This window comes from Rhodobacteraceae bacterium D3-12 (genome assembly GCA_025916135.1).
In the GTDB taxonomy this organism is placed as follows: Bacteria; Pseudomonadota; Alphaproteobacteria; order Rhodobacterales; family Rhodobacteraceae; genus JAKGBX01.
Genome location: CP104793.1, coordinates 4,020,400 through 4,044,101, shown reverse-complemented (window position 1 = coordinate 4,044,101; position 23,702 = coordinate 4,020,400). Strand labels below are relative to the sequence as shown.

Sequence of the window (23,702 nt, the reverse complement as noted above, 5' to 3'; positions counted from 1 at the left end):
CGGCCGCAGCCCGTCGCGCAGCAAAAGAGGTTCTCTTTGATGCCGAATTGATTTCGGTTTACTGTCAGGAGATCGGAATAGGCATGGTTGGAAGTCTGAGTTTTCCTTTACTTTTTCGGAAATCAAGGCCATTTAGCTCCAGTCTGAAAACCGAGCGGGGTTCAGGTGGAGGGCATGACTAAACCGGCGGATTTCACCGCCATTTGGCCCAAGCCGCGCATGTCGAATTTGCGTTTTCGGTGGCAGCGCGGCTTTGGAAATACCGGGTCATAGTGACGACAATTTTGTCCGAGACGCATTGAATGAGTAAGAGGATCCACATGGCCAAGCCCAAGATCACGTTCGAAGAAGTCGAACAGAAACGCCGCGCCTTTGCCAAAGCGTTGAAGGAATTCCGTGAGGTCAAAGGCAGCTATCACAACCCCGCGCCTGAGCTTCCTGCCTCCAAGCTGGAGGGCTGCGAGATTTTGCCGGATCGCCTGACATTGTTGGGCAAGCTTCCCAAGGGCGGCGTGATGGCAGAGATCGGGGTCGACCGTGGCGATTTCTCGCTGGAGATCCTCAACCGTTGCAAGCCCGAAGCGCTACACTTGTTTGATATCGATATCTCGCGGCTGGTGAACCCCAAAATACGCGCCGGGCTTGAGGCCGAGAACAGCCGTCTGACGACCCATGTGGGCGATAGCTCCGCCAATATGTCCAAGCTGCCGGACAGCTATTTTGACATGGTTTATATCGACGGAGATCACGCCTATGAGGGCGTCGTGCGCGATATCGAGGCGGTGCTGCCCAAGCTGAAACCGAATGGTGTGATGATCTTTAATGACTACACGGTCTGGTCCGCGCTCAGCATGTTCCATTGCGGCGTGGCGCGGGCGGTCCATGAGTTCTGTCTCAAGCACCCGTGGAAGTTCCGCTATATGTCGATGCAATCGATGATGTACAATGACGTCATGCTGGTGCGCGAATAAGGGCATTCGGGCTGCGGCAAACCGGTGATCCGGCTTCTATTCCGATACAAACCGTCCAAGCGGCGGGCAGGGGGTGTTGCGTGTCCGGCGCAGCGGCGTACGCACCGTTAGAGAGGTCTTAATCGGCGGCGACAATAACGGGGAGACCTACGAACAGCACAGGATCCCTCCGATGCCCCCATCCTCAGAGACTTCGCCCCGGCTGGCCTTGCCGTATCTGTTGCCGTCCCAAGCGCAGAAACACGTCACCCACAATGAAGCGCTACAGCGATTGGATACGCTGGTGCAGCTTAGCATTCAGGCCGTGGACGCCGAGAACCCACCTGTCAGCCCGGTTGCGGGAGAGGTCCACGCGCTCGGACCGGTGCCATTGGGGGTATGGGCGGGAGAGGCCGGAAAGCTGGCGGTGTTCAATGGAATCGCATGGCAGTTTCTAGCGCCAGCTGCGGGTTGGCTTGGCTACGACCTGACGACACAGCGCGCGATTGTCTTTGATGGCGGTGCCTGGGTGCCTGAACTGCCGGATCTGAACGGCCTTGACGGGGTCGGTATCGGCGCTGAATGGGATGCGGTGAACCGTCTGTCGGTCGCGGCCCAAGCCAGCCTGTTCAGCCACGCAGGTAGCGGCGGCCACCAGATCAAAATCAATAAGGCCATGGCGGGGGACACCGCGAGCCTGTTGTTTCAATCAGGTTGGACCGGCCATGCCGAAATGGGGCTTGCCGGGGACACCGGGTTTTCGATCAAAATCAGCGCCAATGGAAGCAGTTGGCACGAGGCGCTCAAGCTTGATCCCGTAACGGGTGAAACCACGCTTGCGCCGGATGGCACGGTGCGTGCACGGCTAAGCGGGGCTGCGTTTGACATTGATGTCCCAGTGACCGGCGACGCAGTCCAGGCCAGCGCGACGGATGCCACCGCCGGGCGGTTGATGAAAGTTGGCGCGTTCGGTCTTGGAGCGTCATCGGCATCTTTGGTGTCAGATGATCTCGATAACGCCCGTCCATGCGGGATTTACTACAGCTTTTCGTCCTGTGTTAACAAATTCAAATCCGCCAATGGCTATGTGGTTGATTTCAATTTCGATGCAGCCAACGAATACAAAGCACAGCTCGCGATCAAGCAAGACAGCGATCTCAGCATCGGGTTTCGCACAAAACATGCCGACGTCTGGGGGGATTGGGCAGAGCTTTTCCATAACGAGAATCTTCTCGGAACGGTCAGCCAATCTAGCGGCATACCAACCGGAGCAGTGATCGAACGTGGCAGCAATGCCAATGGAGAATACGTGCGCTTTGCTGATGGGACGCAGATTTGCACCGCCAAAGTTTCACATGATTTTTCCAGCACGGGCAGCGCGCTTTATACCTATCCGGCGGCATTTGCGGCCACGCCGGTCGGCGGCGGATCGCTGGTCAGCTATTCCTCGTCCGAGATCAACGAATGGCACAACGGCCACGCTATGGCCTATTGCCGCAATACGACCCAATGGAATTTTCGCGTGACGACGGCGCAAACCAGCACGCTGGATATCCAGCTCTGGGCCATTGGCCGCTGGTTCTGATGAGGAGAAAGAGCATGCATATTTCATTTTCCCCCATTCGCCATGACGAGGGGCTTACTCTCGCGCGGCTTGGCGATGTCCTGGTCGTCAATGGCGAAGAGTTCGACTTCTCGACGCTGGAAGAGGGCGCAGAGCTTCCTGCTGACGCAATAGACAGCGCGTGGTTCTGTGGCGCGGTCACACGACAGGAGGGCGCTTTGCACCTCACTCTGTTGCTGCCTCATGGCGATAGCCCGCCCGAAGAAACACGACGCCCGGCGCCGATCATCTCATGCGCGGATGGTCCGATCACCCTGCCGCCTTATTGCCAGCCCAAAAAGGAAGCCGCCGATGAGCAAGATTGATTTCACCAAAACGAAAACCGCCGAGGCCGTGGCCGAACAATCCCTTCAACAGCGCGCGGCACAGCTTAAAGCCGAATGCAGAAAACGGATCCTTCAAGTCCTGGGTGAGCACAGCCTGCTCAACATTCAGGGCGCGGCGATCGCGGGGGGGCTGACCGCGGACCAGCTGAAGTCCTTTCAAACGGCGAGGGTTTGGGTCGCAGCCAACCAAAGCGCTTGCCGCGTGGCGAGCGTGTCGGGCGATGCGCCTGACTGGCCAGAGGTCCCGCCCGAGGTGACAGCGCTTGCGGCGGAGTTCTGACGCAGGTCAGAGCGGGTTCAAAGCGACATTGTAATAGCCCATCGGGTCAAGCGCGAGATAGGTCATCTTCCAGCCGTTTTGCGTGCAGAACTCGTTGACCGCTTTTGCCGTGCCACAGTGGTACATCGAAGCCGTCGACCAAACGGCATAGCTGTTTACCATGATGGTGCCATCAGCCGTTGTCTTGCGCGCGGCAAGATTGAGCAGCGCGCGCACATCATCCACCGCAGTTTCGCCCGAAAGGTAGAGCGCGTCGAAAAAGCCATCCGGCACATCGGCGAGCTCCAGCCCATAGGGCTCACCATGCGGCACCACGCAGCCCGAGCGTAACCCGTCGCGCAGGGCCTCGTCCGTCAGAGAGCTTTCCAGCGTTCCAAACATGTGCAGCTTTGCCGGTTTGGCACGGTTGAGGATTTCGGCCGCGATGTTATCGGCTCCTACACCGGTTTCACCGATGACCTTGCCCTTGGGCAGCTTGTCAAACATGGCGAGCCGATTGGGCAGAACCTGCGCTGACGCGTAATATTTGGCCGGCATCGGCATCGCCGGATTATGATAACGCTGACCAGATTGGGCATAATCCCTCAGCGCGCCGGAAAACTCCCGGCGGCGGCGTTCGACGTCTTGAAAGGTGATCTTTTTCTTTGGTTTGGTCGCCATCGGCCCCTCGACTGTCTGAAACTTTGTAACTCGCGTATGTGCCGCTTTCCGGTTTAGCCGAGAGCGAGGGAATTGCAAACCACCCTCGCAACCCTCAAGGGTCTACAAAGCTCAATTCACGCGTGATGACCTGCTCCATTGCGCTTTGACGTCGTACCCGCGCTGCAGCCTCGCGCGAGAGCCGCGAAAACAGGTCGGGATCGTCCTGAAGCGCCGCAATCGACTTGGCTAATGCGTCGGCATCGTCCGGCGGCGCGAGGCATCCACATGTGTCGTCGACAAATTCGGGGATCGCCGCAACCCGGTTGGTTACAGGAACAAGGCCCGAACTCATCGCTTCATCGCGCGAGACACCTTGGGTATCCATTCGCGACGGGCACAGGAAAATACCGGCTTCACGGTGCAGGCGGGCGATCTCGGTCTGTGCAACAAAGCGTTTTTCCAATTGCACGTTCGCCAGCTCTCGCAGCGGTTCGACCGTTTTGTCAAACAGCGGACCATCACCAATGATGTGAAATGACAATTGGTCAAAAGCCGGATGGTCGCGCAGCGCTAGTATCGCCCTGACCGACAGGTCATTGGCATAGGTCGGTGCGGTATAGGGCCGTATCGACAAGATGCGTCGCCGTTGCTCCACCGGCTTGGGGTGATAGGCAAAAAGCGCGGTGTCGATCGGATTGTGAATGACCGAATATTGCTGTGGCGACAGCGTAATACCCAAGTCCTCCATGCTCTGCTGAGCCAGATAGTCCGAGACGAAAACCAGATGCAGGTTGTCTGGCATATCGCCAAGAATGCCGCGCCAGAACGACTGGCGCGCGTCGCTGGCGGTCATGGCGCGCGCGCGCTCGGCCTCGGTCGGATGGTCGTGGGGGCGATGCCACCATGCCTGAATATCCGCGCCATGGACCCAGACGGTGACGCGATCAAACCTGCTCATCGCCGGTTGCAGGCGGTCCCAAATCTCGGGCGTCAGGAAATGCACCAACACGCGTTGATGCTGTTTACTGTCCAGCAGCCGTCCAAGCTGTGCGCCCGATCCTGTGGTATAATCGACGTTTTCAAACTCTGCTTGGGCCAGATCCTGATCGCGCAACAGGCGGAACACATCCACATTCCGCGCGTGCGCCTGATACCCGCGCACGCGTCGATGCACGAACCCGTTGCGATAGAACGCCCCATAAGAGGGGTATTGATTGCTGATCAACAGCGTCTCGTTCGCGCTCGGCAGGGGGGCAGCCACCCGTGGCCTGCGTTGACCCAGATAAACGCGCTCGATCCGAACAATCCCGGGGCCACGCAGACGGATACCATACTGGATCGAAACCGCGCCTTCGGGCACCTTCGCTTCGCCGTTTGTATTGGCGGCGATCACCGCATCGCCAATCCGCGCGCCATTGGCGTCAAAAAAGAGCACCGCCCAGAGCAGAGGCGCATCGCCCTCGGATTCAAGGTGAAAGGCGAGCGGTTTACTGTGGATGTTTGACGGCAGCGGGCGGGGGCTGTCCTCGAACAGATACCGGTGAACGCCGGGTTCCAGTGTCGAGGTGATCTCCCAAGCGGTGCCGATGGTGTTGAGCGCAAGTTTGCCATCGGCTGGCGGGGTAACGCCACGGGCCAACGCCGCCCCGTCCAATTGCTCGGGAAGGGGGCGATCAGGCTCTGCAACGGCTTGATCCGACCAGCGTTCCAACTCTCCCATGTCAAGACCGCACTGCACCTCATCAGGGGTATCGACCGCTTCGGCGACACCGGGTTTTGCCTGTCCCATGGCATCGCTGCCATTGTGGCAAAAACTGTAAGGGTCCAGCGTTAGAGCCGCTTTTTCGCCGGTTTCAGCCATTGTCCAATCCCCGTGGGCGGCTTTGGCAATGCTAAGGGTGCGTGGCAGCGCATCACCGCGGATAACTGCAGCAGAGGGCGGCAACGACTGCACCGGCGCCCACGCGGTATTGTCGCTGGGGGCGTGCAGACCATCCGCTTCAACCCGAAAGGGCGCGCCCTTACCAAGCGCCGAGGCTGGCGCGAACTCTGTGGCCAATGCCAGATCGCGCAGATAGTTCGGGCCGTAGTAATCCTGAGGCCGGAACACGGCGAGCCACTCTCGGGCTGATACAAATTCCGCGAGATCACGCGCTGCCGCAGCCTCTTGGGTGAGCCATTTGATCCCGGCTAAATCAAGCGCAGGCGCTGCGCTTTGGGCGGCCGGTGTCAGGACAATGGTCATTGTCGCTCCGTGCGCGATTTGCCGTGTGAAATGGGCTTGGATGGTGGCGGCCTCTTCCTCGGTCTCGGCGTGGGCCAGCACCCGCACGACCGGCGGGTCGGCGCGCTCGCACGGCACCCCGGCCAAGGCCGCAATCCGGGCCAAGCGATGCTTCCAGCAATGCTGCTCCAGCACTTTACGCAGCATTGCTTGACGAATATGGCCTGCTCTTGGCGCAATGTCTTGTTGCCAGCGACGGACGCGCTCCTGCGCGCTATCGCTGGAAATCAGCAGATCGCCAAACAACAGGCGATGCCCCCGGGAATAGCAACCAACCGCGATGCGCCCCGCGGCCATGGCCCCCGGCAACGCCGTGGCAATTGTGGTTGAATTGCCCTGTGTTAGGGTCGAATTCACGGCGAAAAGCCCCGCGTCTGCAATCTCTTCAGATGTTAGATCGGGCAACAGGTCGGCAGCGCCGGTGTCGTCGTTGCGAGGGGTGTTCAGCGGATTGTTGTGTCGCGGCTGACATGCAGGGGCCAGAAAATGCACGCGATCATGACCAAGCTGTGCGCGGCAGTTGGCAATGCGCTCGGCATCGTCCAGCAGCACGACATCAGCCTTCTGCGCCAGAGGCGGCAGTGCTCCGGCAGCACCAGCACCGGTCAGCCACAAAACCATAGGCACCTTCAGGCGCTGACAATGTTCGGCCAAGCCAGCGACAATGCGTTCGGGGTCGTCGCTTGTGACCAGAACGAGATCGGGATCGAAGCAAACAAGCGCCTCGGACCACCCCTCATCAGGCAGCGCAAGAAAGTCACAATCCAGCGCCAGATCATCGCCGAATGCGCCCGCCCCCGCGCGGCCAACCGCAGATCAGGCAGCGCCGGGGGAATTATATCGGCTACAGTTTGCCCGCACCGGCGCAACAGCCCCGAAGACAGCGCCGTGGCGATCTCTGGCGCTGACAACAGGGTCAGCGCCTCATCATGCGCGCCGCTGTCAAGCAACAGGCGCCCAAGCCGTGCTTGGCGCGGAGGTGTCGGATCGAGTTCAAACGCGAGCCGCACCAAAGCAAGACACTCCTCTGAGCTCTCCGCATCCGGGGACTGTTCACGGAGTAGCGCATGCGCAAGCCAGTCGCATTTCCGGGCGGCCAATGTGGCCTCATCGCGGCTTTCGCCGGTGTCGCTATCTGCGGGCTCATCCGGGGCAAGGGCCAACCGGCGCAGTGCCACCTTGGCCGCGGCAGCTTCGTCCGCACGCTTGCGACCTAAGGCCTCGGCGGTGTGCAACAGTTCGGATTGCACCTTTGATTGCCGCGCTGCCGCTTGGCGGTCGGCAGCCCATATCGTTTCCGCCACCTCAAGAAGACTGGCCGCATCTGGACCGGTTTCTTGGTGTGCCGCGTTGTCGGGCGTCAGCTTGTTAGCGGCAAGACAGAGCCATTCTCCCTCACACTGGAGCGACTGCAACACACCCTCCTTGGCCACCCAACGCGTCAAAAGAGAGGGCTGCACCCGCCAGCTTATTCCGGCCTGCTCCGCCGCGCCCGCGAACGGCAGGGTCATCAGCACCCGCCCACCGGGATTGAGTCGCTCGAACGCCACATCCAGCACATCCGCGACGTCCTGCTCCCCAATCCCCCTTGGCCCAAGGATGACTGTGTCAAACCGCCGCTCCGGCGCATTTGGAAGCACGCCAACCTGCGTATCGAATGCCCCGGTGCGAAACTGCAAGCGTGCGCGCGTCTCTTCCGGCTCATCGCCCAGCCGGTCCTCAGCAGAGGTCACCCGCGCGGCATCTGCATCGATGCCCACCACCAGATTCCCAGCACCTGCAAGCGCCGTGGCATGGTCAATACAATCAAGCCCGACAAACAGGATAGTGCGCCCTGCCACTTGCGCCTTGAGCCACCCTCTTAACGCAACTTTGCTTTGCTGTTCATCTGATGCCATTGAAGGGCTCACCACTTTGACTCTGCACTCTTTTTCCCTAGTCTAAACCGCTCTTTGGCACAAGAAACCTTGGCCTTCGCAGCGCGACCAAGGCGTCGCCTCGATCCTTCACCGCCACTGCGCCGGGGTTCCGGCGCTGGGGGTGTGGTGGGCTGACATATCAACGGTCGCAAAAGAAAGCAGCAAGATCGAAATTTATGTGTTTAGCGGTCGTAGAATTTAAACTGCCGCGCCGCCAGATATGTTACTATTAGGTGCAATGTGGACTAATTGAGCTACCTTCATCTTGATAACAACGATGACGCATGGCTTGAATATCGGTTCCGACTGGCAAAACTCACCGCATTGGCCTCGTTGCGCAATCAAACCTTTCAAGACTATCTTAGTTCTTAACAAATCTACACCGGGGCCGTTCTTGAGCATGCTTTTGGCACCTCCAAAAATGTAAAAGCCACCCCGACGCAGTTTCTGAACGAGGACACTTCAATGTGGTGCATCGTGGTTCATAGCAGCAATCTGCTCAACAAAGGCGATGGTGAGATTTTGCCAGAACCTTCCTTTTTGGTGCACCCTGATCTCGCAGACTTCTCCAAAACCCCACAGGTGCATCCACCTCTGAAAGGTGAGGGGTCTTCGCTCCCTTCACTCTGACAGAATCGAGTTCAGGAATTTTGGCCGACACAGGTTTCAAACATTGCTTTCCGTCAGCCTTTGAGCGTGAATTTTCTCAAACCGCCGCCACCAATTGAAGAACGTCTGCCCTAGGCCGTAAACGCCTCTCTCCATGACCAGCACCGTCTTGCGTCCTTTCCATCGCCGCTTTATGAGGGCGCCAAGATATTGACTGCCAACCAATTGCACGAAAGTTAAAAACTCATGACTTCCCAAGCGTCTTTTCCGTCACTGAATGAAGTTCGTCTCGCTGTTATCGGCTTGGGCTATGTGGGCCTGCCGCTGGCTGTTGAATTTGGCAAAGCCCGCGCGACCGTGGGCTTCGACATCGACCCGCAACGCATCCAGCAACTGCGCGATGGCATTGACGTCACCGAAGAGGTCACAAGCGAGCAATTGCAGGCTGCGGGGCAAATGACCCTGTCGTCCGATCTTGCCGACCTGAAAGACTGCAACGTCTTTATCATCGCCGTGCCGACCCCGATTGACCAGCACCGGCAGCCCAACCTCAAACCGCTGATTTCGGCCTCGCGCACAGTGGGCGAAGTTATCAGCAAGGGTGATATCGTGATCTACGAATCGACCGTCTATCCCGGCGCCACCGAAGAAGACTGCCTGCCAGTGGTCGAAGAGGTCTCGGGTCTGACCTTTAACCGCGATTTCTATGCCGGCTACAGCCCCGAGCGGATCAATCCCGGCGACAAGGAACGCCCGTTGCCCAAGATTGTCAAAGTGACCTCCGGTTCGACCCCCGAAGTGGCCGACGTGATTGATGCGCTTTACGGCACGATCATCACCGCCGGCACATTCAAGGCTGCCAGCATGAAAGTCGCCGAAGCCTCGAAGATCATCGAGAACACGCAGCGTGACGTTTCGATCGCGCTGGTTAACGAACTGTCGATCATCTTTTCGCACCTCGACATCGACACATCCGATGTGCTCGACGCAGCGGCGACCAAATGGAATTTCACCCGGCTTAGCCCCGGCCTTGTGGGCGGGCATTGTATCGGTGTTGATCCCTATTATCTGGTTCACAAGTCGATGGCGGCGGGCCATATCCCCGACATCATTCGTACCAGTCGTGAAATCAACGACAGCATGGCACAGGTTGCGGCCAACCGCCTGCTGAAGGCGATGATCGACAACGGCGCTCGGCTCAAAGGTGCTCGTGTGCTGATGCTGGGTCTCACCTTCAAGGAAAACTGCCCCGACATCCGCAACACCAAGGTTGTGGATCTGGCCGAAGCGCTGCGTGAATTCGGGATGACCGTCGATTTCTGCGACACTTGGATCGACGCCGAAGAAGCCAAACAGGAGCTTGGCGAAGACGCGTTGACAGAACTCCCCGCCGCGGGCGCGAATTACGATGCTGTGGTCCTTGCCGTGCCGCATGCCGAATTCCTTGAGGCAGGCGCCGAAGCCCTGCGCGCACGGTTAAGCGACGATGGCGTTTTCTTCGATATGAAGGCGGCCTTTGCGCGCGACGAAAGCGACCTGCGCCTTTGATCGCGTCAGCGTCTCTCGCAGAACAGGCCCGCTGGCTGCTCGGCACGGGCCTGTTTGATGAGGCGTGGTATACAACCACCTACGGCGACGTTCTGCACGCGCAGATGTCCCCGTCCGAGCACTACATCCGCATCGGCCTGTTGCTCGACAGGAAGCCGGGACCGGACACGACCGCAGAGCAGGTGCGCGCCGCGCGCGCCCGCCCGCTGACCCTGCCCTCCGATGGCGAGGACGCAACCGCCCTATGGACCCGCAGTCGCAACAGTTACCAAGGTCCGGATCGCCCCGCCCCCGGACAAAAGCTGCCGCGCGTGTCGGTCATCATGACGGCTTATAACGCCGAAGACACCATCACCGCCGCCATCGCGTCGCTGCAGGCCCAGAGTTATCGAGATGTCGAAATCGTCATCTGTGACGATGTCAGCACCGACGGCACTTGGGCCAAGCTGCAAGAGGTCCAGACCCAAGATCCTGACCGCATCATCATTACGCGCAATCCCGAAAACCTCGGCACCTACGCCGCCAAAAATCGCGCCCTCAGCCTCGCCACGGGCGATGTGGTGCTGTTTCAGGACTCCGACGACCGTTCGCACCCCGACCGCGTTATGATTCAGGTGCTGCCACTGCTCGAGCAGCCCGCCCTGATCGCCACCCGCAGCGCCTATGCCCGCTACAACCCCGAAACCGGCAAGACCATCGCGCTCGGCGGCAAGGTCTCGCGGATCGGGCTGATCACCCTCGCCGTGCGTCGCCGCATCTTCGACGAGATCGGCTACTTCGAGCCGGTGCGCCGCGCCGGCGATGACGAGTGGTTCCAGCGCCTGACGCATTTCTCCGGCGCAGAGAGCATTCTCAACATCAACACGGTTCTCTACCTTGCCGAATTGCGCACAGATTCGCTGGCCACAGACATGCTGCTAACCCGCCCCGACGGTACGCTGGATCAAATCCCATCCCCCGCGCGCCGCGCCTATGTCGACACTTTCCGCGCCCGATTTGCCGATCCGGCCAAGGACGCCACCTGGTTCCGCACTCGGTTTCCCGGCGTGGGTTGAGGGCCGCTAGTCTAAGTCGCCTTCTGCGGCGTCTGGGTTCTTGAAGTTTTTGGGGTCATGTGTATCTATGCCCCTATCGCCCAAGCTTCTGAAACAACCCATTTTTTCTACCGTCGCTATTGCTTGTCACAGCCTATTTTCGGAGACCGCCTTTTATGTCTGGCATCCACCCTAGAGACCCTAAGTATATACAGAAAATTAGTGATTCCGAACTGTTCGATGCCGACTGGTATGTGAGTCAATATCCTGATGTTGCTCTTACCGGCTTGGAGCCCGCGGAGCATTACCAGCGATTTGGTGCATTGCTGCGGCGCGACCCGAGCAGTGATTTCTCTGCAGGGTTTTACGTCAACACGCATCGCAATGTACAAAAAAACAACCTGAACCCGCTGCTCCATTACTTGTCTCGCAAGCCTCGACCGCACGCAAACCCTGACATCAAGCAGGTCCCTTTGGGCGGCAGGCATAGATTCTATTGCCGGTAATACCGAACGCGCCATTCGGCTCGCCGAAGAGCATTTGCCCAAAAACCACATGCATGCCGTCGCTTTGTTGCGAGCGAACGACGCTGTACGCCGTTATGACACCGAAGCGTGGTTGGGCGAGGTCAACAGTTTCTTTGACCACTTCGGAGTCGCCGGCATTGCATTGCAACCCGCAAGACCTGGCGTTTCGCTATTCGAACGTTTGACCACTGAAAAATTGCCAGAAATCCATCAGGGTCCGGTTGTTACGGTCATCATGCCAGCCTGGAACGCGTCGAAGACCATTGAGTATGCCGTTCGCTCGATCCTGAACCAAACCTGGAAACCAATCCAGTTGATTGTGGTCGACGATGCCAGCACAGATGATACATGGCAGATCATCTCTCGCCTGGCGCAAGAAGATTCTCGATTGCAGCCGCTGCGTAATGCACAGAACGTTGGCCCTTACGTTTCCAAAAACATTGCGCTGAACTATGCGACGGGGCTTTGGGTTACTGGACATGACGCAGATGATTGGGCGCATCCTCAAAGGGTGGAAAAGCACGTTGGATATCTGACGGCGAATAATCAGGCCGCCTCTCTGATGGGAATGTTGCGAATGTCCGGTCGCGGTGCATTCACTCGACTTTCGCCCCTTGGCCCAAATACGCAGGATGGTGCTTGCGTGGCAGGTTTCATTTCTATGATGTGCGAACGAACCTTCTTCAATGAGAAGATCGGCCACTGGGATGAAATGCGTTTTGGTGGCGATTCAGAAGTCATACGCCGAATAGAAAACGTCACGAAAAAGACCATGAAGCGTTTCAACTCGGTTGGTATGATCTGTCTCGACAACCCGGACGGGCTGACCAATCACCCTCAATTCGGTCACAAACCGGGTGTCAAGATCGCCCCGGAACGCCAAGAATACAAAGCCAGCTTTGTCAAATGGCACAGCACATTGGGCCAAGCGGATAGTTATCTCGAATTCCCGCAAAGCAAACGGCGGTTTTCAGCGCCCACAACTGCACTTAACCCGCCCGGTGTGGTGGCCGAAACATACAAGTCGCAAACCGATAAAGCGCCACCCGTGAGTGAAAAAATCGAAACCGTCGACTTGTGTCTCGTCACAAATTTGCGGTTTCCTGGTGGCAACGCGTCATCCTCTTTAGATGAACTGCGTCACTTTCGAAACAAGGGTTTGACCGTCAAAGTGGTGCACTGCCCGATTGATAGCAACTTGGGAAAACCGATATCCGAGCGTTTTTACGAGCACGGAGACCTGGTCTCTCTCTTTAGCGATTTCGCCCACTTGAAGTGCAAAACGCTGATTGTAAGACATCCGGCGGTTGTTGCTTCGAGCCTGTTTCAGAAGAATATGAACAAACTGGATGCAGAGTCTGCCTATTTTGTCATAAACAACTCCCACAAAAGGACGTCAGGAGAGTTAGTTTATTCGATGGAAGAGCTCTTGGAGACCGCCAAGCAAACTCGAGCGAAGCGATTCCGAATCTGCCCGATCAGCCCGCTTATGCGAAGCGAACTCCGCGAAGCTTTGCCCGAAACTGTGCTCTCTGAGCAAGACTGGACCCCGACTTTCGATCTGGAAAGTTATCAGCACGCCCCGCGATCAACGCTCATCGCGCCCTTTACCATTGGCCGGCATGGCCGCGATGGCGCGGAAAAGTGGCTTGAAGACCCGGCGTTGCTAAGCCAGGCTTTCCCTGACCATATCGATTTTCGTATCAAGGTCTGGGCGGCGCCTCCAATGCCGCGAGTATTTTGGGCGGTTTGCCCGACAACTGGACCGTTTATGACTTCGGCAGCATCACGCCCAAGGACTACCTCGAAAATCTGGACGTCTTCGTCTATTATCCCAACTCATCACTAAACGAAGGCTTCGGGCGTACTATCGCAGAAGCGATGATTGCCGGGGTACCTTGCATATTGCCGCCAAAGTTCGAAGACGTCTTTTCTGACCTCGCGTTCTATTGCACGCCCGAAAGCGTGGCGCCTTTGATCCGCGAATTGGGGCGGCATGACAAACAACGCATTTCTTTCTTGAACGAGGTGCAGGATATTGTGAACGCACGGTTTTCAACCTCAGCCATCGAAACGCGGTTTCCCGAGTGGCAACCCGAACGAAGTGGAAATGCCGCTACAGCAGCGCCCACACTTTCGATCGCCAGCAAGTCCTTCCGGCGAACGGTTATGGAAAATGTAAAGGATCGCTTGAATGACTAAAATAAATGACAGTGTGAGCATTCCATCAGCGCTCCTTGAAAAAGGAGGCCAAGGGAAGGTTCTCGTCGATGGTCATGCAATTAATGTGCGGGTGCGTAAAGGCACCTCCAATGACATTGCTTTCTTGTTTCACGGAGCCGTCGCGCGAGACCAGCGAGAGATCCCATTTTTTCAGGCATTTTTGCCTGATAGTTCAAGCTTGACACAAATATCAGTCTTCGACGACAGCTTGTTCCATACCCTCAGCACTCCGATTGGATGGTACCAAGGGCATGAAACGTTGCCATTGATCGAGCTTTTACCCAAAATGTTCGCGGCATTTTCCGAGGCGTTCGAGAGCCAAAATCCTCCAATCTTCGTGGGTGGGTCATCTGGCGGTTATGCCGCGCTATTTTACTCAAATTTGCATAAAAATAGTACTGCAGTGGTCGCAAACCCGCAAACGAACCTCTACACCTATTCGACCAAACTTGGGACAGGCGTGGAAAAATGCTTGCAGGGATGCTGGACAGAAACAGACGATGTTGAAGCTTTGGCAAGCAAAATTTGTTTGGATTTGGCTGTCCCTTACAGCCGGCCTGGATCAAACAGGGTAATTTACCTTCAGAACGGTGCGGATCGCAAACATCTCCACACTCAAATGGGAAGTATAATGAGCGCGGTTCACCATCGCCGATGGCCGTCGATGACCGTCAAGGTCGGTTTCTGGGGCAAGTTAGGGCACAGTAACTCCATTCCCTACAGCTATATTTCGAAAGTTGTAGATTTGGTTTCCCAATATCCTGAGGCAACATCAGATGAGCTGTTGCAGCATTCGCTTTTGGGTTCGGACATTCCAACGGTAACTGAAAACAGCACAAAGAAACCTGGAAAAACGAAAGACGGCGAAGTTTCAAAAAACGATCTTATCAACGATTTCCTTTTGTCCTGAAGGGGTGCCGAAACATGACTAATCCGTATAAATCTCAACCGCAAAAATCTTTTTGGCGCCAATCAATCGCCGAACGCCATTTTGCCGATCTAAAAGACCTGTGGGAGCCGTTTCACCTCAAGCGCGCCGACAAAGTCGCCACAGCAGGCAGCTGCTTTGCCCAACATATCGGCAACAACCTTGCCATTCGCGGTGCAAATTTCATGGATATGGAGCCCGCCCCGCCCGTGTTCGATACGGAAACAGAGGCGCGGAAATTCGGCTTTGGCGTCTTCTCCTGCCGCTATGGCAACATCTACACCACCCGCCAATTGGTACAGCTTTTCGACGAAGCCTTTGGCGAACGCACCCCCTCCGAGATCGTCTGGCAAAAAGGCGATCGCTTCTTTGACGCCCTGCGCCCGGGCATTGATCCGGTCGGACAAAGCAGCGCCGAGAAGGTTCTGGCCCTGCGCGAACGACATCTGGCCAAAGTGCGCGAGATGTTTGAAACGCTGGACCTCTTCGTCTTTACGCTCGGCTTGACCGAGGGCTGGGAAAGCACCGAAGACGGCACCATGTTCCCCATGGCCCCCGGCACCGTCGCGGGTGACTATGACCCCAAGCGTTATCGCTTTCACAACATGCGCTACGGGGCCATTCACCAAGACATGGAAGACTTCTGGGCCCGCCTGAAGAAGGTCAACCCTGGCGCGCGGATGCTGCTCACGGTGTCGCCGGTCCCGCTGATCGCCACGGCGACCGACAATCATGTATTGCCTGCGACCGTCTATTCCAAATCCGTGCTACGTGCGGTGGCCGGTGACATGGCGGAAGATCACGAAGACGTCGCCTATTTCCCGTCTTACGAGATCATTTCCGCCCCACCCGCACGCGGTATGTTCTTTGAACCGGATCAGCGGAACGTGAACATATTCGGCGTGAACTATGTCATGACGCACTTCTTCTCCGGTCCACTTGCCGAGGAATTCGGATCGCCTGATCTGTCAAAACAGGACGACGAAGAGATCGAGCTTATCTGTGACGAGGAAAAGCTCGAAAAAACATTGGATTGAGCCTTGCGTCATAGTCTGCCAACATGTCCCGCATCAAGCGGGAACAAACGTGCCCGCCTTTGGTAACTGCCTTAGGAGGGCACTTGGAACCGGACGCGACGCTGCCAGACAATATCATATTGCATGTTGGCCAACCCAAGGCAGGCAGCACGGCTATCCAGAATGCGCTGGACGCCAACCGTGATGCTTTGCTTGAGCAGGGCGTACTTTTCCCGCGCTCCGTTTTGCGGCGCAGTAATCCTGCGGATCCCAGCCGAACGCCGGGGCACCTCGACCTGCTCGGGCAACTGGCCAAGAAAAATGCTGATAGTTTTGAGGTCGAGCTCAAGAAGCATGCCGCTCGGACAAATAAGCTTGTTCTATCAGTTGAAAACATCACTTTGTTGGGTGCGCATGACCCTAAAGTGTCTGCGTTAGCCTCTCGGTTGACTGGGTCAAACGTCAAGATAATTGCGGTCCACCGGGATGCCTATGAATGGTACCAAGCCTACTATTATGAATGCGTCGTCGGCGGTATTCGTAACACCGTCGAACCTGTCGCATCGCATTTGGCCGATGTCACGAATTCCGATGTTCTGGACTTCAGCGAGCGCATTCAGGAATTGGCAAAGGTCTTCAATGCAACTTCGGTGACCATCCTCCCTTTTGCAAGCGATGACGGGACGACCCTGCTAGAACGGTTTCTCGAAGCGGCGGGACTGGATCTGCCAGAAGCGACCACGCTGTCGCGTAGACGGGTCAATGTTTCGTTTACAACGCGCCCAGTGGTCGAAACACACCGCTGGCTGAACCTGTTCCTTGGATCAATGTCGCGGGAAGAAAGCCTAAGGTTTTCGCAAGATATGAAAGCCTTCTATAACGATCTCCTGCTTGCGGACAGCGACTTAAGAAGTATTCCCCTATTGGGAACCCGCGAGGGCGCTAACCTGAAGCAGGCCATCGGCACGAATGATCCCGCAACCGTTTCCAACCTGCCTCCAAGAAACAGCGCCACCTACCGACCTGCAAAATCCGAAAGCGCGGCAATGGTGTCGATCCTTGAAAAGGGCCTTGATACCATCGCTCTGCGTTCTGGCGGACTGCAGCTGGCGAATAAGAATCTGAACGATGTCGAGGGGGCCAAACTGTGGTCTGTCGATGAACTTCGCCTGTTGATGAAAGAGCTGACCAAGGCGTCCAGCATCTGTGTCCATGGCGACGCAACTGCCTTGGCTGTGGCCGCGGGAGCGCCGGGGCGCATGGTCCTCGGGCTTTGCCCCACCACCGAGCAAGTCATTCCGTTACAGGCAATGTTTGACTCTCTGCAAGCTGCTTCACCTGTTTTGGTCCGCAACTATTCGACCCTTCCCGCCACACTGACGGCGGTTGATCTGGTTGTTCTCGGCGAGGCATTATCCGACTCGGGAGCGCTGTCACAGCTCAAGCCGGGTCTGGTGATTCTGCGCGTAACAGCGGGTCAGCCCGTAGCGCCCCTGCCCAAAGCATGGAACGCCCAGCTCTGCGCCCGCGTCGGCGGCTTGCGAATATATCGCGCAGGAGAGCATACGAAATCCAAGCGCGAGGCAACCGCCGCGTCGTTGATACGCCAAACCAATTGAGAGGTTATTTTTTCGACGCGTGAACAACGGCGTTGACCCGTTGCTCTAATGCTTCCGGATGGGCCGTATAGTAAGCGAGCGTGTCAAATTCCGGGCCGGGGTTGCGCCCCTCAAACAGGCCATACCGCAAAAAATGCTCGGCCGGTGATCCCGGAAAATCTGCCACGTCTGGATACTCGGCGACATACCACTTTGCATCAAAATGCCTTGCCGCGTCGATCTCCGCAATCTTCGCTGTGCGGTCTTTCTTCATTAACGGATTGCGGCGACCTGTCGTCTCTTGAATTTCAGAGATTTGCCAATCTCTCAGCTTATGCAACACCGCAAACCGGGCCTTGTTTTGCTCAGCGGACTGGGTGCGCCATTTAAGATCGGTCTGAAGCTTTGATATTGTCTGATCGGCATGTGTCTTTTGCTGCTCTAACTGTTCGCGCAAAGCCTTCTTTTCGGCCTCTGCAGAGCGCTTAAGCGACTCTTGCTCCGAGGTCAGCTTTTCGATTTCAGACGTCAAAACTGCGGTCTCACGAAACCAATTTTCTTTCGCTTCTTGAACCTGTTTTGGCCCGGCTTCGAGTTCAAGCAGCTGATGTCGCGAGCACAGCGCAGAATAGCGTTCAAAGAGCGCGCGGTAGGCGCCGTCTTTTTCTTTCAATACGCCTTCGGTCTCATCTGATGTTGCTTCCAGGGCTTTCTCGGTGTCGAGAAGAGCTCGGGTCAACGCCGCGGTTTCGCGGAACCTTTCATCTGTCTGCTGTGCGACTTCTGCCTTGGCTTGGACGAGGGCAGCTTGCAATTCGGCAATCTGTTGCTCGGCAACGGCTGACTGCTCTGCTCCGGCTGACGCGTTTCGGGCTGTTTCTTCCAAGTCCGTGCATTGGCGGGTCAACGCCGCAATTTCGCGGAAACGAGGCTCGAGCTCGTTTTCCAGGCGGTCTTTTTCGGCGTTTGCAGAGGCTTGTCGATCCGATGCTTGCGCGACGGCAGCTTGCGCAGATTCAAGTTCTTGTTCCAACTTAACCATTTGCGTGTCACGCAAGTCGATCAGTTCCTGCTGTGCTTTCGACGCGCTGTCATGTTCGGCCTGCCAAGCGTCTTGTGCCAAGTCGCGTTCTTTGCGAGCCCGGGCGAGCGCAAGCTCGGAAGCCATATAGCGTTCTTCCGCTGCCTTAAGAGCAGCTTTTTCGTCTTCATGCTCCTTTTGAAGAGCCTGCATCGCCTGTTGTGCTGCATCCAGCTCCGCCCGGGTTTCCTTGGCGGATTTTTGCAAGGTCTCATGCTCAGCATGCAGAGTTTCTAACGCAGCGTTCTCCTCTGCGCGGGCATTTTTCAATGCCTTGATCTTTTGGTGCGCGGCCGCCAACTCAGCGCGGCTTTCCTCTTCGAGCTTCTGCAGGCTCTCGAACTCCGCGCGCTGCGTTTTGAGAGCGGCTTGGTCTTTCTCCCGCGCCTTTTGCATCGTCTCGAGCTCTTGTTGCAATGTTGCCAGCGCTGCATCGCGATCTTCGATTTTCTCGGAAGAGCGTTCTTTTTGAGCACGCAACTCGTCGAGGGCGCTCTGCATTTGGGAAATGGTCTTGGCCGTCTCCCCCGCTTCGCTTTTCGAGGTTTCAAGCGCAGCTTCGGCTTGTTCAAGGGCGGCCTTCTGCTTGGCAAGCTCCTTGGTCGCCTTTTCCAACTCCTGCGCCAACTCGGCCTGCGCCGCTTCGGCTTGCTGCTCGCGCGTCTCAATCTCCTGATTCAATTCAAACAGAGCGATCTGCGCCTCGGCGGCGGCTGAGTCACGCTCGGCATAAGACTTTTTCAGCGCCGCAAGCTCGTCAGTCAGCTTGCCGAGTTGCTGATCGGTCTGCGTCGCTGTTTTGCGAGCGGTTTGAAGCTGTGCCTGCCGATCCTTGCTGAGCCATTCATAATAGTGGCCCGCGCCCAACCGGCTAAAGACCGACTGAATGTCATAATATCCGGGGCTTTCCCCGTCGATCTCGGTCAACTGCAACAGACGGTTGTCTTGCTTGTCGCCCGCCAACACCAGAACCACTCCGGCATTGTCGTCAAACCAAACCGTCTTGTAGGTGTCGCGCAAGCGGTCAAGCATCGCGGCCTTCTTGTCGTCATTCAACGCGGCGTTAACGCCATAAAACATGGCACAGCCGCGCACAGACATGCGGTTTGAACATAAATCCTCAAGGACCTCGATCTCGGCCGTTTTCGCAGACAAATCCGCAATCAACAAATCAACCCGCCGCCGCCCAAGCCGCTGCTTCACGCTGCTCGCCGGTGCCGCCGCAATTGTCGAAATTTCGGGATAGTTTGCTTCGTTGTAATCGCGCATTGGCTTGGGCGGGCCTTCGCCTTCGCCCCAGGTGCCAAAGCCCAAAAGCCGCCCCGATAGGTTAAGTTTGTCCACGGCCTGGCAAAACGCAAAATAGCATTGCGGATCATCCATGCCGACCTGAACAACAAGCCGCGGGCGACAAACCTCGGCCAGCCAAAAGGCGAGCGGCAGGTGATGCAGGAAAGCAGATTTCTTGAGGTATCTTGAGCGCCAGAACGCCGCGCGCGCAGCCAGCGGGGCAAGCCCGCTATCCAATGTGGCGGGCGCTGTGAAATCGTCTCTTCTGTCGATATTCTTGGACATGTTACCAAACAAACTCAAAGGGATTTTCCGACTTTTAGACCACTTTAGGGCAACTGTCAGGTGCTGTTTTACTCATTCTACCGGCTGGGCGCGTTCCAAATTCCGGGCGCTTTGTGTCGGGTCACATCGCACCGGACACTCTTGGCAATTCACTAGCGGCCAAGGCCAAAGTTTCGACCTATTCAACGCCGCTTTCGCTCCGACTGGCTCGGCGGTCCCTGAATTCACTTTGGGAGGCGCGTGCCGGTATAACTGTCGCCAAGTGTCACATCGTCAAGGTGAAGCTCGAACGGATTGGGCGACGGCGCACGATAGATGCCGGTTTTCAAAACACAGAGCTCTTCAGCCTCAACCCATCCCAGTGGCAAGCGAACATCAACCATTTTCCGTCCATCCAGCCAGAGCCGCGCGCGACCATCGGCACCCATGCGAAACCCAAGCGCCAGAGTGCTCCAGCGTCCGCGGGGCAGGGGCGCGGACCAGATAATCTCATGCACATCGCGTTCCGAGCGCACCACCAGCGAAATCCGCCCATCCGGCTCCAAATCGACCGAGATCGGCGGCGGCAGATCGTTGCCCACTTGCGGACATTGCATCAATGTCTGCCAGTCGGCCACGACAGAGGTGTGATCGGGAATACGAAACCGAAGCGAGGCAACCCAGTCGCGCCGCCATGAGATACCACTATGGATCTGAACTTCGGCACGGTCCCGGTCTGCGCCGGGCGGGGTCGGGTCGGTTTTCAGCACCAGAACCGTCGAGCCAATGCGCGCGTCGCGCCGGGTGGCCAGCGCCGCGCCCCCGCCATCACGGCGAAAAGGATAGCGTTTGCCGCGCTCTTCAAACCCGCCCGCAACCGGGCGCAGCTGATCAAATGTCATATGGTAATAGGTGACATCCGCCCCAAGGGGGAGCGCAAGGCACAACAACAGCAACACCGATGCAAAAGCGCGGATCGCGCCGGGAAAACGGCTCACCCTAGCCCGCGCTCCAGCGCCTTTCCCCGTCTTAAATTCCGACGACATCGACGATTGGTTTGGTGTTTGGGATTGCGTCTTTGAGGGTTTCGAACGCGGAGTGTTTGACGAGGACGCAGATCACATCGGCGGCGTTGATGGCGTCGTCCAGTGGGGTCAGGGTGATGGGCAGCCCGTCGAGGGTTGCGGGCAGCGTGTCGATATGTGGTTCGACCGCGAGCACCTGACAGCCGATCTCGCCAAAGCGGCGGGTGATGTCGAGCGCGGGGCTCTCGCGCAGGTCGTCGATGTCGGGTTTGAAGGCGAGGCCAAGGCAGGCCACCTTGATATCGCCCATCGCGCGCGACGGGTTGGCTGACAGCACATCCATCACCGCCGATTTGCCCTTGGCCAGCACCCAATCGGGCTTGGCATCATTGCCCAGCCGCGCGGCATGGATCAGCTTGGCCTCCTCCGGGGCGGAGGCGACGATGAACCACGGATCGACCGCAATGCAGTGCCCGCCCACACCGGCCCCCGGTTGCAGGATATTGACCCTCGGGTGGCGGTTGGCGAGGCTGATCAGCTCCCAGACATCGATGTCGAACTTGTCGCAAATGATGCTGAGCTCGTTGGCAAAGGCGATCTGCACATCGCGCGAGGAGTTCTCGACCAGCTTGCACATCTCGGCGGTTTTGGCGTCGGTGGCAATGCAATCGCCCTTGACCACCAGCTTGTACATGGCGGTCGCCATCTCGGTCGCGCGGGCGCTCATGCCGCCAATGATGCGGTCGTTCTCGACCAGCTCGCGCACCACATGGCCGGGCAGCACCCGCTCTGGGCAATGCGCCACCTGCACATCCGCCGCATCGCCCGCGGTCTGCGGAAAGCTGAGGTCGGGACGCGCCTCGGCCAGCCATTCGGCCATCTGCTGGGTCGCGCCAATCGGCGAGGTGCTTTCGAGGATCACAATGTTGCCGGGCGCCAGCACCGGGGCGATCATCGCGGCGGCGGATTCAATATAGCTGAGATCGGGCTCATAACCCGCCTTGAACGGGGTCGGCACGGCGATGATAAACGCATCCGCCGGTTCCGGCGTCAGGCTGGCGGATAGCATGCCTTCGCGCACCGCCTTGTGGACCAGACCGTCAAGCTCGGGCTCGACGATGTGGATCTTGCCGGCGTTGATCGTGTCGACCACATGCGGCGACACATCCACACCGATCACCCGGTGGCCATAGGCCGCAAACAGCGCAGCAGTGGGCAGGCCGATATAGCCCAATCCGATCATCGAAATACGCTCGAACATCTGGAAAAGGTCCTTTCGGGGATAAGTAAACGGGCTGGGTTAAAGAAGCGTGTAAATCACATGTCAGCAGTCAGCGCGGCGGCGATCCGCTCGGCGGCGCGGCCATCGCCATAGGGGTTGAGCGCACGGGCCATCTCGGCATGGGCGGCGTCGTCCCGCAACAGCCGCAGCGCCTCGGCGCGGATTGTCTCGGGGTCGGTGCCGACAAGGCGCACGGTGCCGGCGGCCACCGCCTCGGGGCGCTCGGTGGTGTTGCGCATCACCAGCACGGGCTTGCCGAGGCTGGGGGCCTCTTCCTGCACGCCGCCGCTGTCGGTGACGATGATATGCGCCCGCCGCATCAGCCAGACAAACGGCAGGTAATCCTGCGGCTCGATCAGATGCACATCGCCAGCATCGCCCAGAATGCGCTTCACCGGCGCCTGCACATTGGGGTTCAGATGCACGGGGTAAACGATCTGGACATTGGCCTCTTGGCTGACCGCTTTGAGCGCGTTGCAGATGTTCTCGAACCCCTGGCCAAAGTTCTCGCGGCGGTGGCCGGTGACCAGCACCATGCGGCGGGCGTCATCCAGAAACGGAAAGCGCGCGCGCATCTCTGCATCCAGCGCGTCATCGGCATCGAACCGCGCCACCACGTCCTGCAGCGCGTCGATCACGGTGTTGCCGGTGACGACGATCGTCTCGTCGGCGACATTCTCGGCCAGAAGGGCGGCGCGGGCGGTCTCGGTCGGGGCGAAATGCTGGGCCGCGATGCGCCCGACAAGCGAGCGGTTCATCTCTTCGGGCCAGGGCGCATAGATGTCGCCGGTGCGCAGCCCGGCCTCGACATGGCCCACCGGCACCTGCGCGTAAAACCCGGCCAAAGCCGCGGCCATCGTGGTGGTCGTGTCGCCATGCACCAACAGCCGGTCATAGCCGCCCTCGGCCAGAATATCGCGCAGCGCCACAAGGATGCTGGCGGTGATATCCGTCAGGTCCTGCCCCGGCTTCATGATGTTGAGATCAAACTCCGGCGTGATGTCGAACAACCGCAAGACCTGATCCAGCATCTCGCGGTGCTGTGCCGTCACACAGACATCAACCTCAAGCCCCGCAATACCCTGCAAACGCTTCACAACCGGAGCCATCTTGATCGCCTCTGGACGCGTGCCGAATACTATCAGGAATTTCACAACGAAATCTCGCCTAAGTCTTTCTGAATATGTCTGCGTCCTGCCGGTATATTGGGTATTTTGCAACCCAAAACCCTGTGTGCAAAGCGGGTTCGAGG

The 23,702-nt window shown here is 57.8% G+C and carries 18 protein-coding genes; 11 read left to right on the top strand and 7 right to left on the bottom strand.

Annotated elements, in window-relative coordinates:
* The first annotated feature begins 302 nt into the window (after positions 1-302).
* From N4R57_19905 to N4R57_19890, 4 genes are all read left to right on the top strand, one after another.
* Positions 303-971 carry a class I SAM-dependent methyltransferase gene (locus N4R57_19905; GenBank protein ID UYV37193.1) on the top strand — a complete coding sequence of 223 codons (669 nt, stop codon included), beginning with the start codon at positions 303-305 and terminating at the stop codon, positions 969-971.
* 172 nt (positions 972-1,143) lie between these two features.
* Positions 1,144-2,535 (top strand): DUF2793 domain-containing protein, encoded by a 1,392-nt coding sequence (locus N4R57_19900; GenBank protein ID UYV37192.1) that lies wholly within the window; start codon positions 1,144-1,146, stop codon positions 2,533-2,535.
* Between the two features lie 14 nt (positions 2,536-2,549).
* Positions 2,550-2,879, top strand: coding sequence for a hypothetical protein (locus N4R57_19895; protein ID UYV37191.1), 330 nt, complete (start codon positions 2,550-2,552; stop codon positions 2,877-2,879).
* A complete protein-coding gene (locus N4R57_19890; GenBank protein ID UYV37190.1) occupies positions 2,866-3,180 on the top strand; it encodes a hypothetical protein in 315 nt (104 codons plus the stop codon). Before N4R57_19895 ends, N4R57_19890 begins: the two co-directional genes overlap by 14 nt.
* 6 nt (positions 3,181-3,186) lie before the next feature.
* Here N4R57_19890 and N4R57_19885 read toward each other — a convergent pair whose 3' ends face one another.
* From N4R57_19885 to N4R57_19875, 3 genes are all read right to left on the bottom strand, one after another.
* The gene (locus N4R57_19885; GenBank protein UYV37189.1) at positions 3,187-3,840 is read right to left on the bottom strand and encodes a hypothetical protein; all 654 of its coding nucleotides are present in this window, start codon (positions 3,838-3,840) and stop codon (positions 3,187-3,189) included.
* Positions 3,841-3,934: 94 nt separating this feature from the next.
* A complete protein-coding gene (locus N4R57_19880; protein ID UYV37188.1) occupies positions 3,935-6,727 on the bottom strand; it encodes a glycosyltransferase in 2,793 nt (930 codons plus the stop codon).
* Positions 6,728-6,735: 8 nt separating this feature from the next.
* Positions 6,736-8,004: a class I SAM-dependent methyltransferase gene (locus N4R57_19875; GenBank protein ID UYV37187.1), complete on the bottom strand. Its 1,269-nt coding sequence runs from the start codon at positions 8,002-8,004 to the stop codon at positions 6,736-6,738.
* An 876-nt stretch (positions 8,005-8,880) separates the two neighbouring features.
* Between N4R57_19875 and N4R57_19870 the strand changes: the two genes are divergently transcribed.
* The 7 genes from N4R57_19870 (at position 8,881) to N4R57_19840 (ending at position 17,529) form a co-directional block, all read left to right on the top strand.
* The gene (locus tag N4R57_19870; GenBank protein UYV37186.1) at positions 8,881-10,182 is read left to right on the top strand and encodes a nucleotide sugar dehydrogenase; all 1,302 of its coding nucleotides are present in this window, start codon (positions 8,881-8,883) and stop codon (positions 10,180-10,182) included.
* Positions 10,179-11,237: a glycosyltransferase family 2 protein gene (locus N4R57_19865; GenBank protein ID UYV37185.1), complete on the top strand. Its 1,059-nt coding sequence runs from the start codon at positions 10,179-10,181 to the stop codon at positions 11,235-11,237. The genes N4R57_19870 and N4R57_19865 overlap by 4 nt, the downstream gene beginning before the upstream one ends.
* 534 nt (positions 11,238-11,771) lie before the next feature.
* Entirely contained in the window at positions 11,772-13,592 is a 1,821-nt protein-coding gene (locus tag N4R57_19860; protein UYV37184.1) for a glycosyltransferase, read from the top strand.
* Between the two features lie 125 nt (positions 13,593-13,717).
* Positions 13,718-13,945 (top strand): hypothetical protein, encoded by a 228-nt coding sequence (locus N4R57_19855; GenBank protein ID UYV37183.1) that lies wholly within the window; start codon positions 13,718-13,720, stop codon positions 13,943-13,945.
* Positions 13,938-14,876 (top strand): hypothetical protein, encoded by a 939-nt coding sequence (locus N4R57_19850; GenBank protein UYV37182.1) that lies wholly within the window; start codon positions 13,938-13,940, stop codon positions 14,874-14,876. The genes N4R57_19855 and N4R57_19850 overlap by 8 nt, the downstream gene beginning before the upstream one ends.
* A gap of 14 nt (positions 14,877-14,890) precedes the next feature.
* Entirely contained in the window at positions 14,891-15,931 is a 1,041-nt protein-coding gene (locus N4R57_19845) for a GSCFA domain-containing protein (protein UYV37181.1), read from the top strand.
* A gap of 83 nt (positions 15,932-16,014) precedes the next feature.
* Positions 16,015-17,529 (top strand): hypothetical protein, encoded by a 1,515-nt coding sequence (locus N4R57_19840; GenBank protein UYV37180.1) that lies wholly within the window; start codon positions 16,015-16,017, stop codon positions 17,527-17,529.
* Positions 17,530-17,533: 4 nt separating this feature from the next.
* Here the strand turns inward: N4R57_19840 and N4R57_19835 are convergent, their stop codons facing one another.
* From N4R57_19835 to wecB, 4 genes are all read right to left on the bottom strand, one after another.
* Positions 17,534-19,645 (bottom strand): hypothetical protein, encoded by a 2,112-nt coding sequence (locus N4R57_19835; protein UYV37179.1) that lies wholly within the window; start codon positions 19,643-19,645, stop codon positions 17,534-17,536.
* 743 nt (positions 19,646-20,388) lie between these two features.
* The gene (locus tag N4R57_19830) at positions 20,389-21,141 is read right to left on the bottom strand and encodes a polysaccharide lyase (GenBank protein ID UYV37178.1); all 753 of its coding nucleotides are present in this window, start codon (positions 21,139-21,141) and stop codon (positions 20,389-20,391) included.
* Between the two features lie 31 nt (positions 21,142-21,172).
* Positions 21,173-22,429, bottom strand: coding sequence for a UDP-N-acetyl-D-mannosamine dehydrogenase (gene wecC / locus N4R57_19825; protein ID UYV37177.1), 1,257 nt, complete (start codon positions 22,427-22,429; stop codon positions 21,173-21,175).
* A gap of 56 nt (positions 22,430-22,485) precedes the next feature.
* Positions 22,486-23,604 (bottom strand): UDP-N-acetylglucosamine 2-epimerase (non-hydrolyzing), encoded by a 1,119-nt coding sequence (gene wecB, locus N4R57_19820; GenBank protein UYV37176.1) that lies wholly within the window; start codon positions 23,602-23,604, stop codon positions 22,486-22,488.
* Between the last annotated feature and the right edge of the window lie 98 nt (positions 23,605-23,702).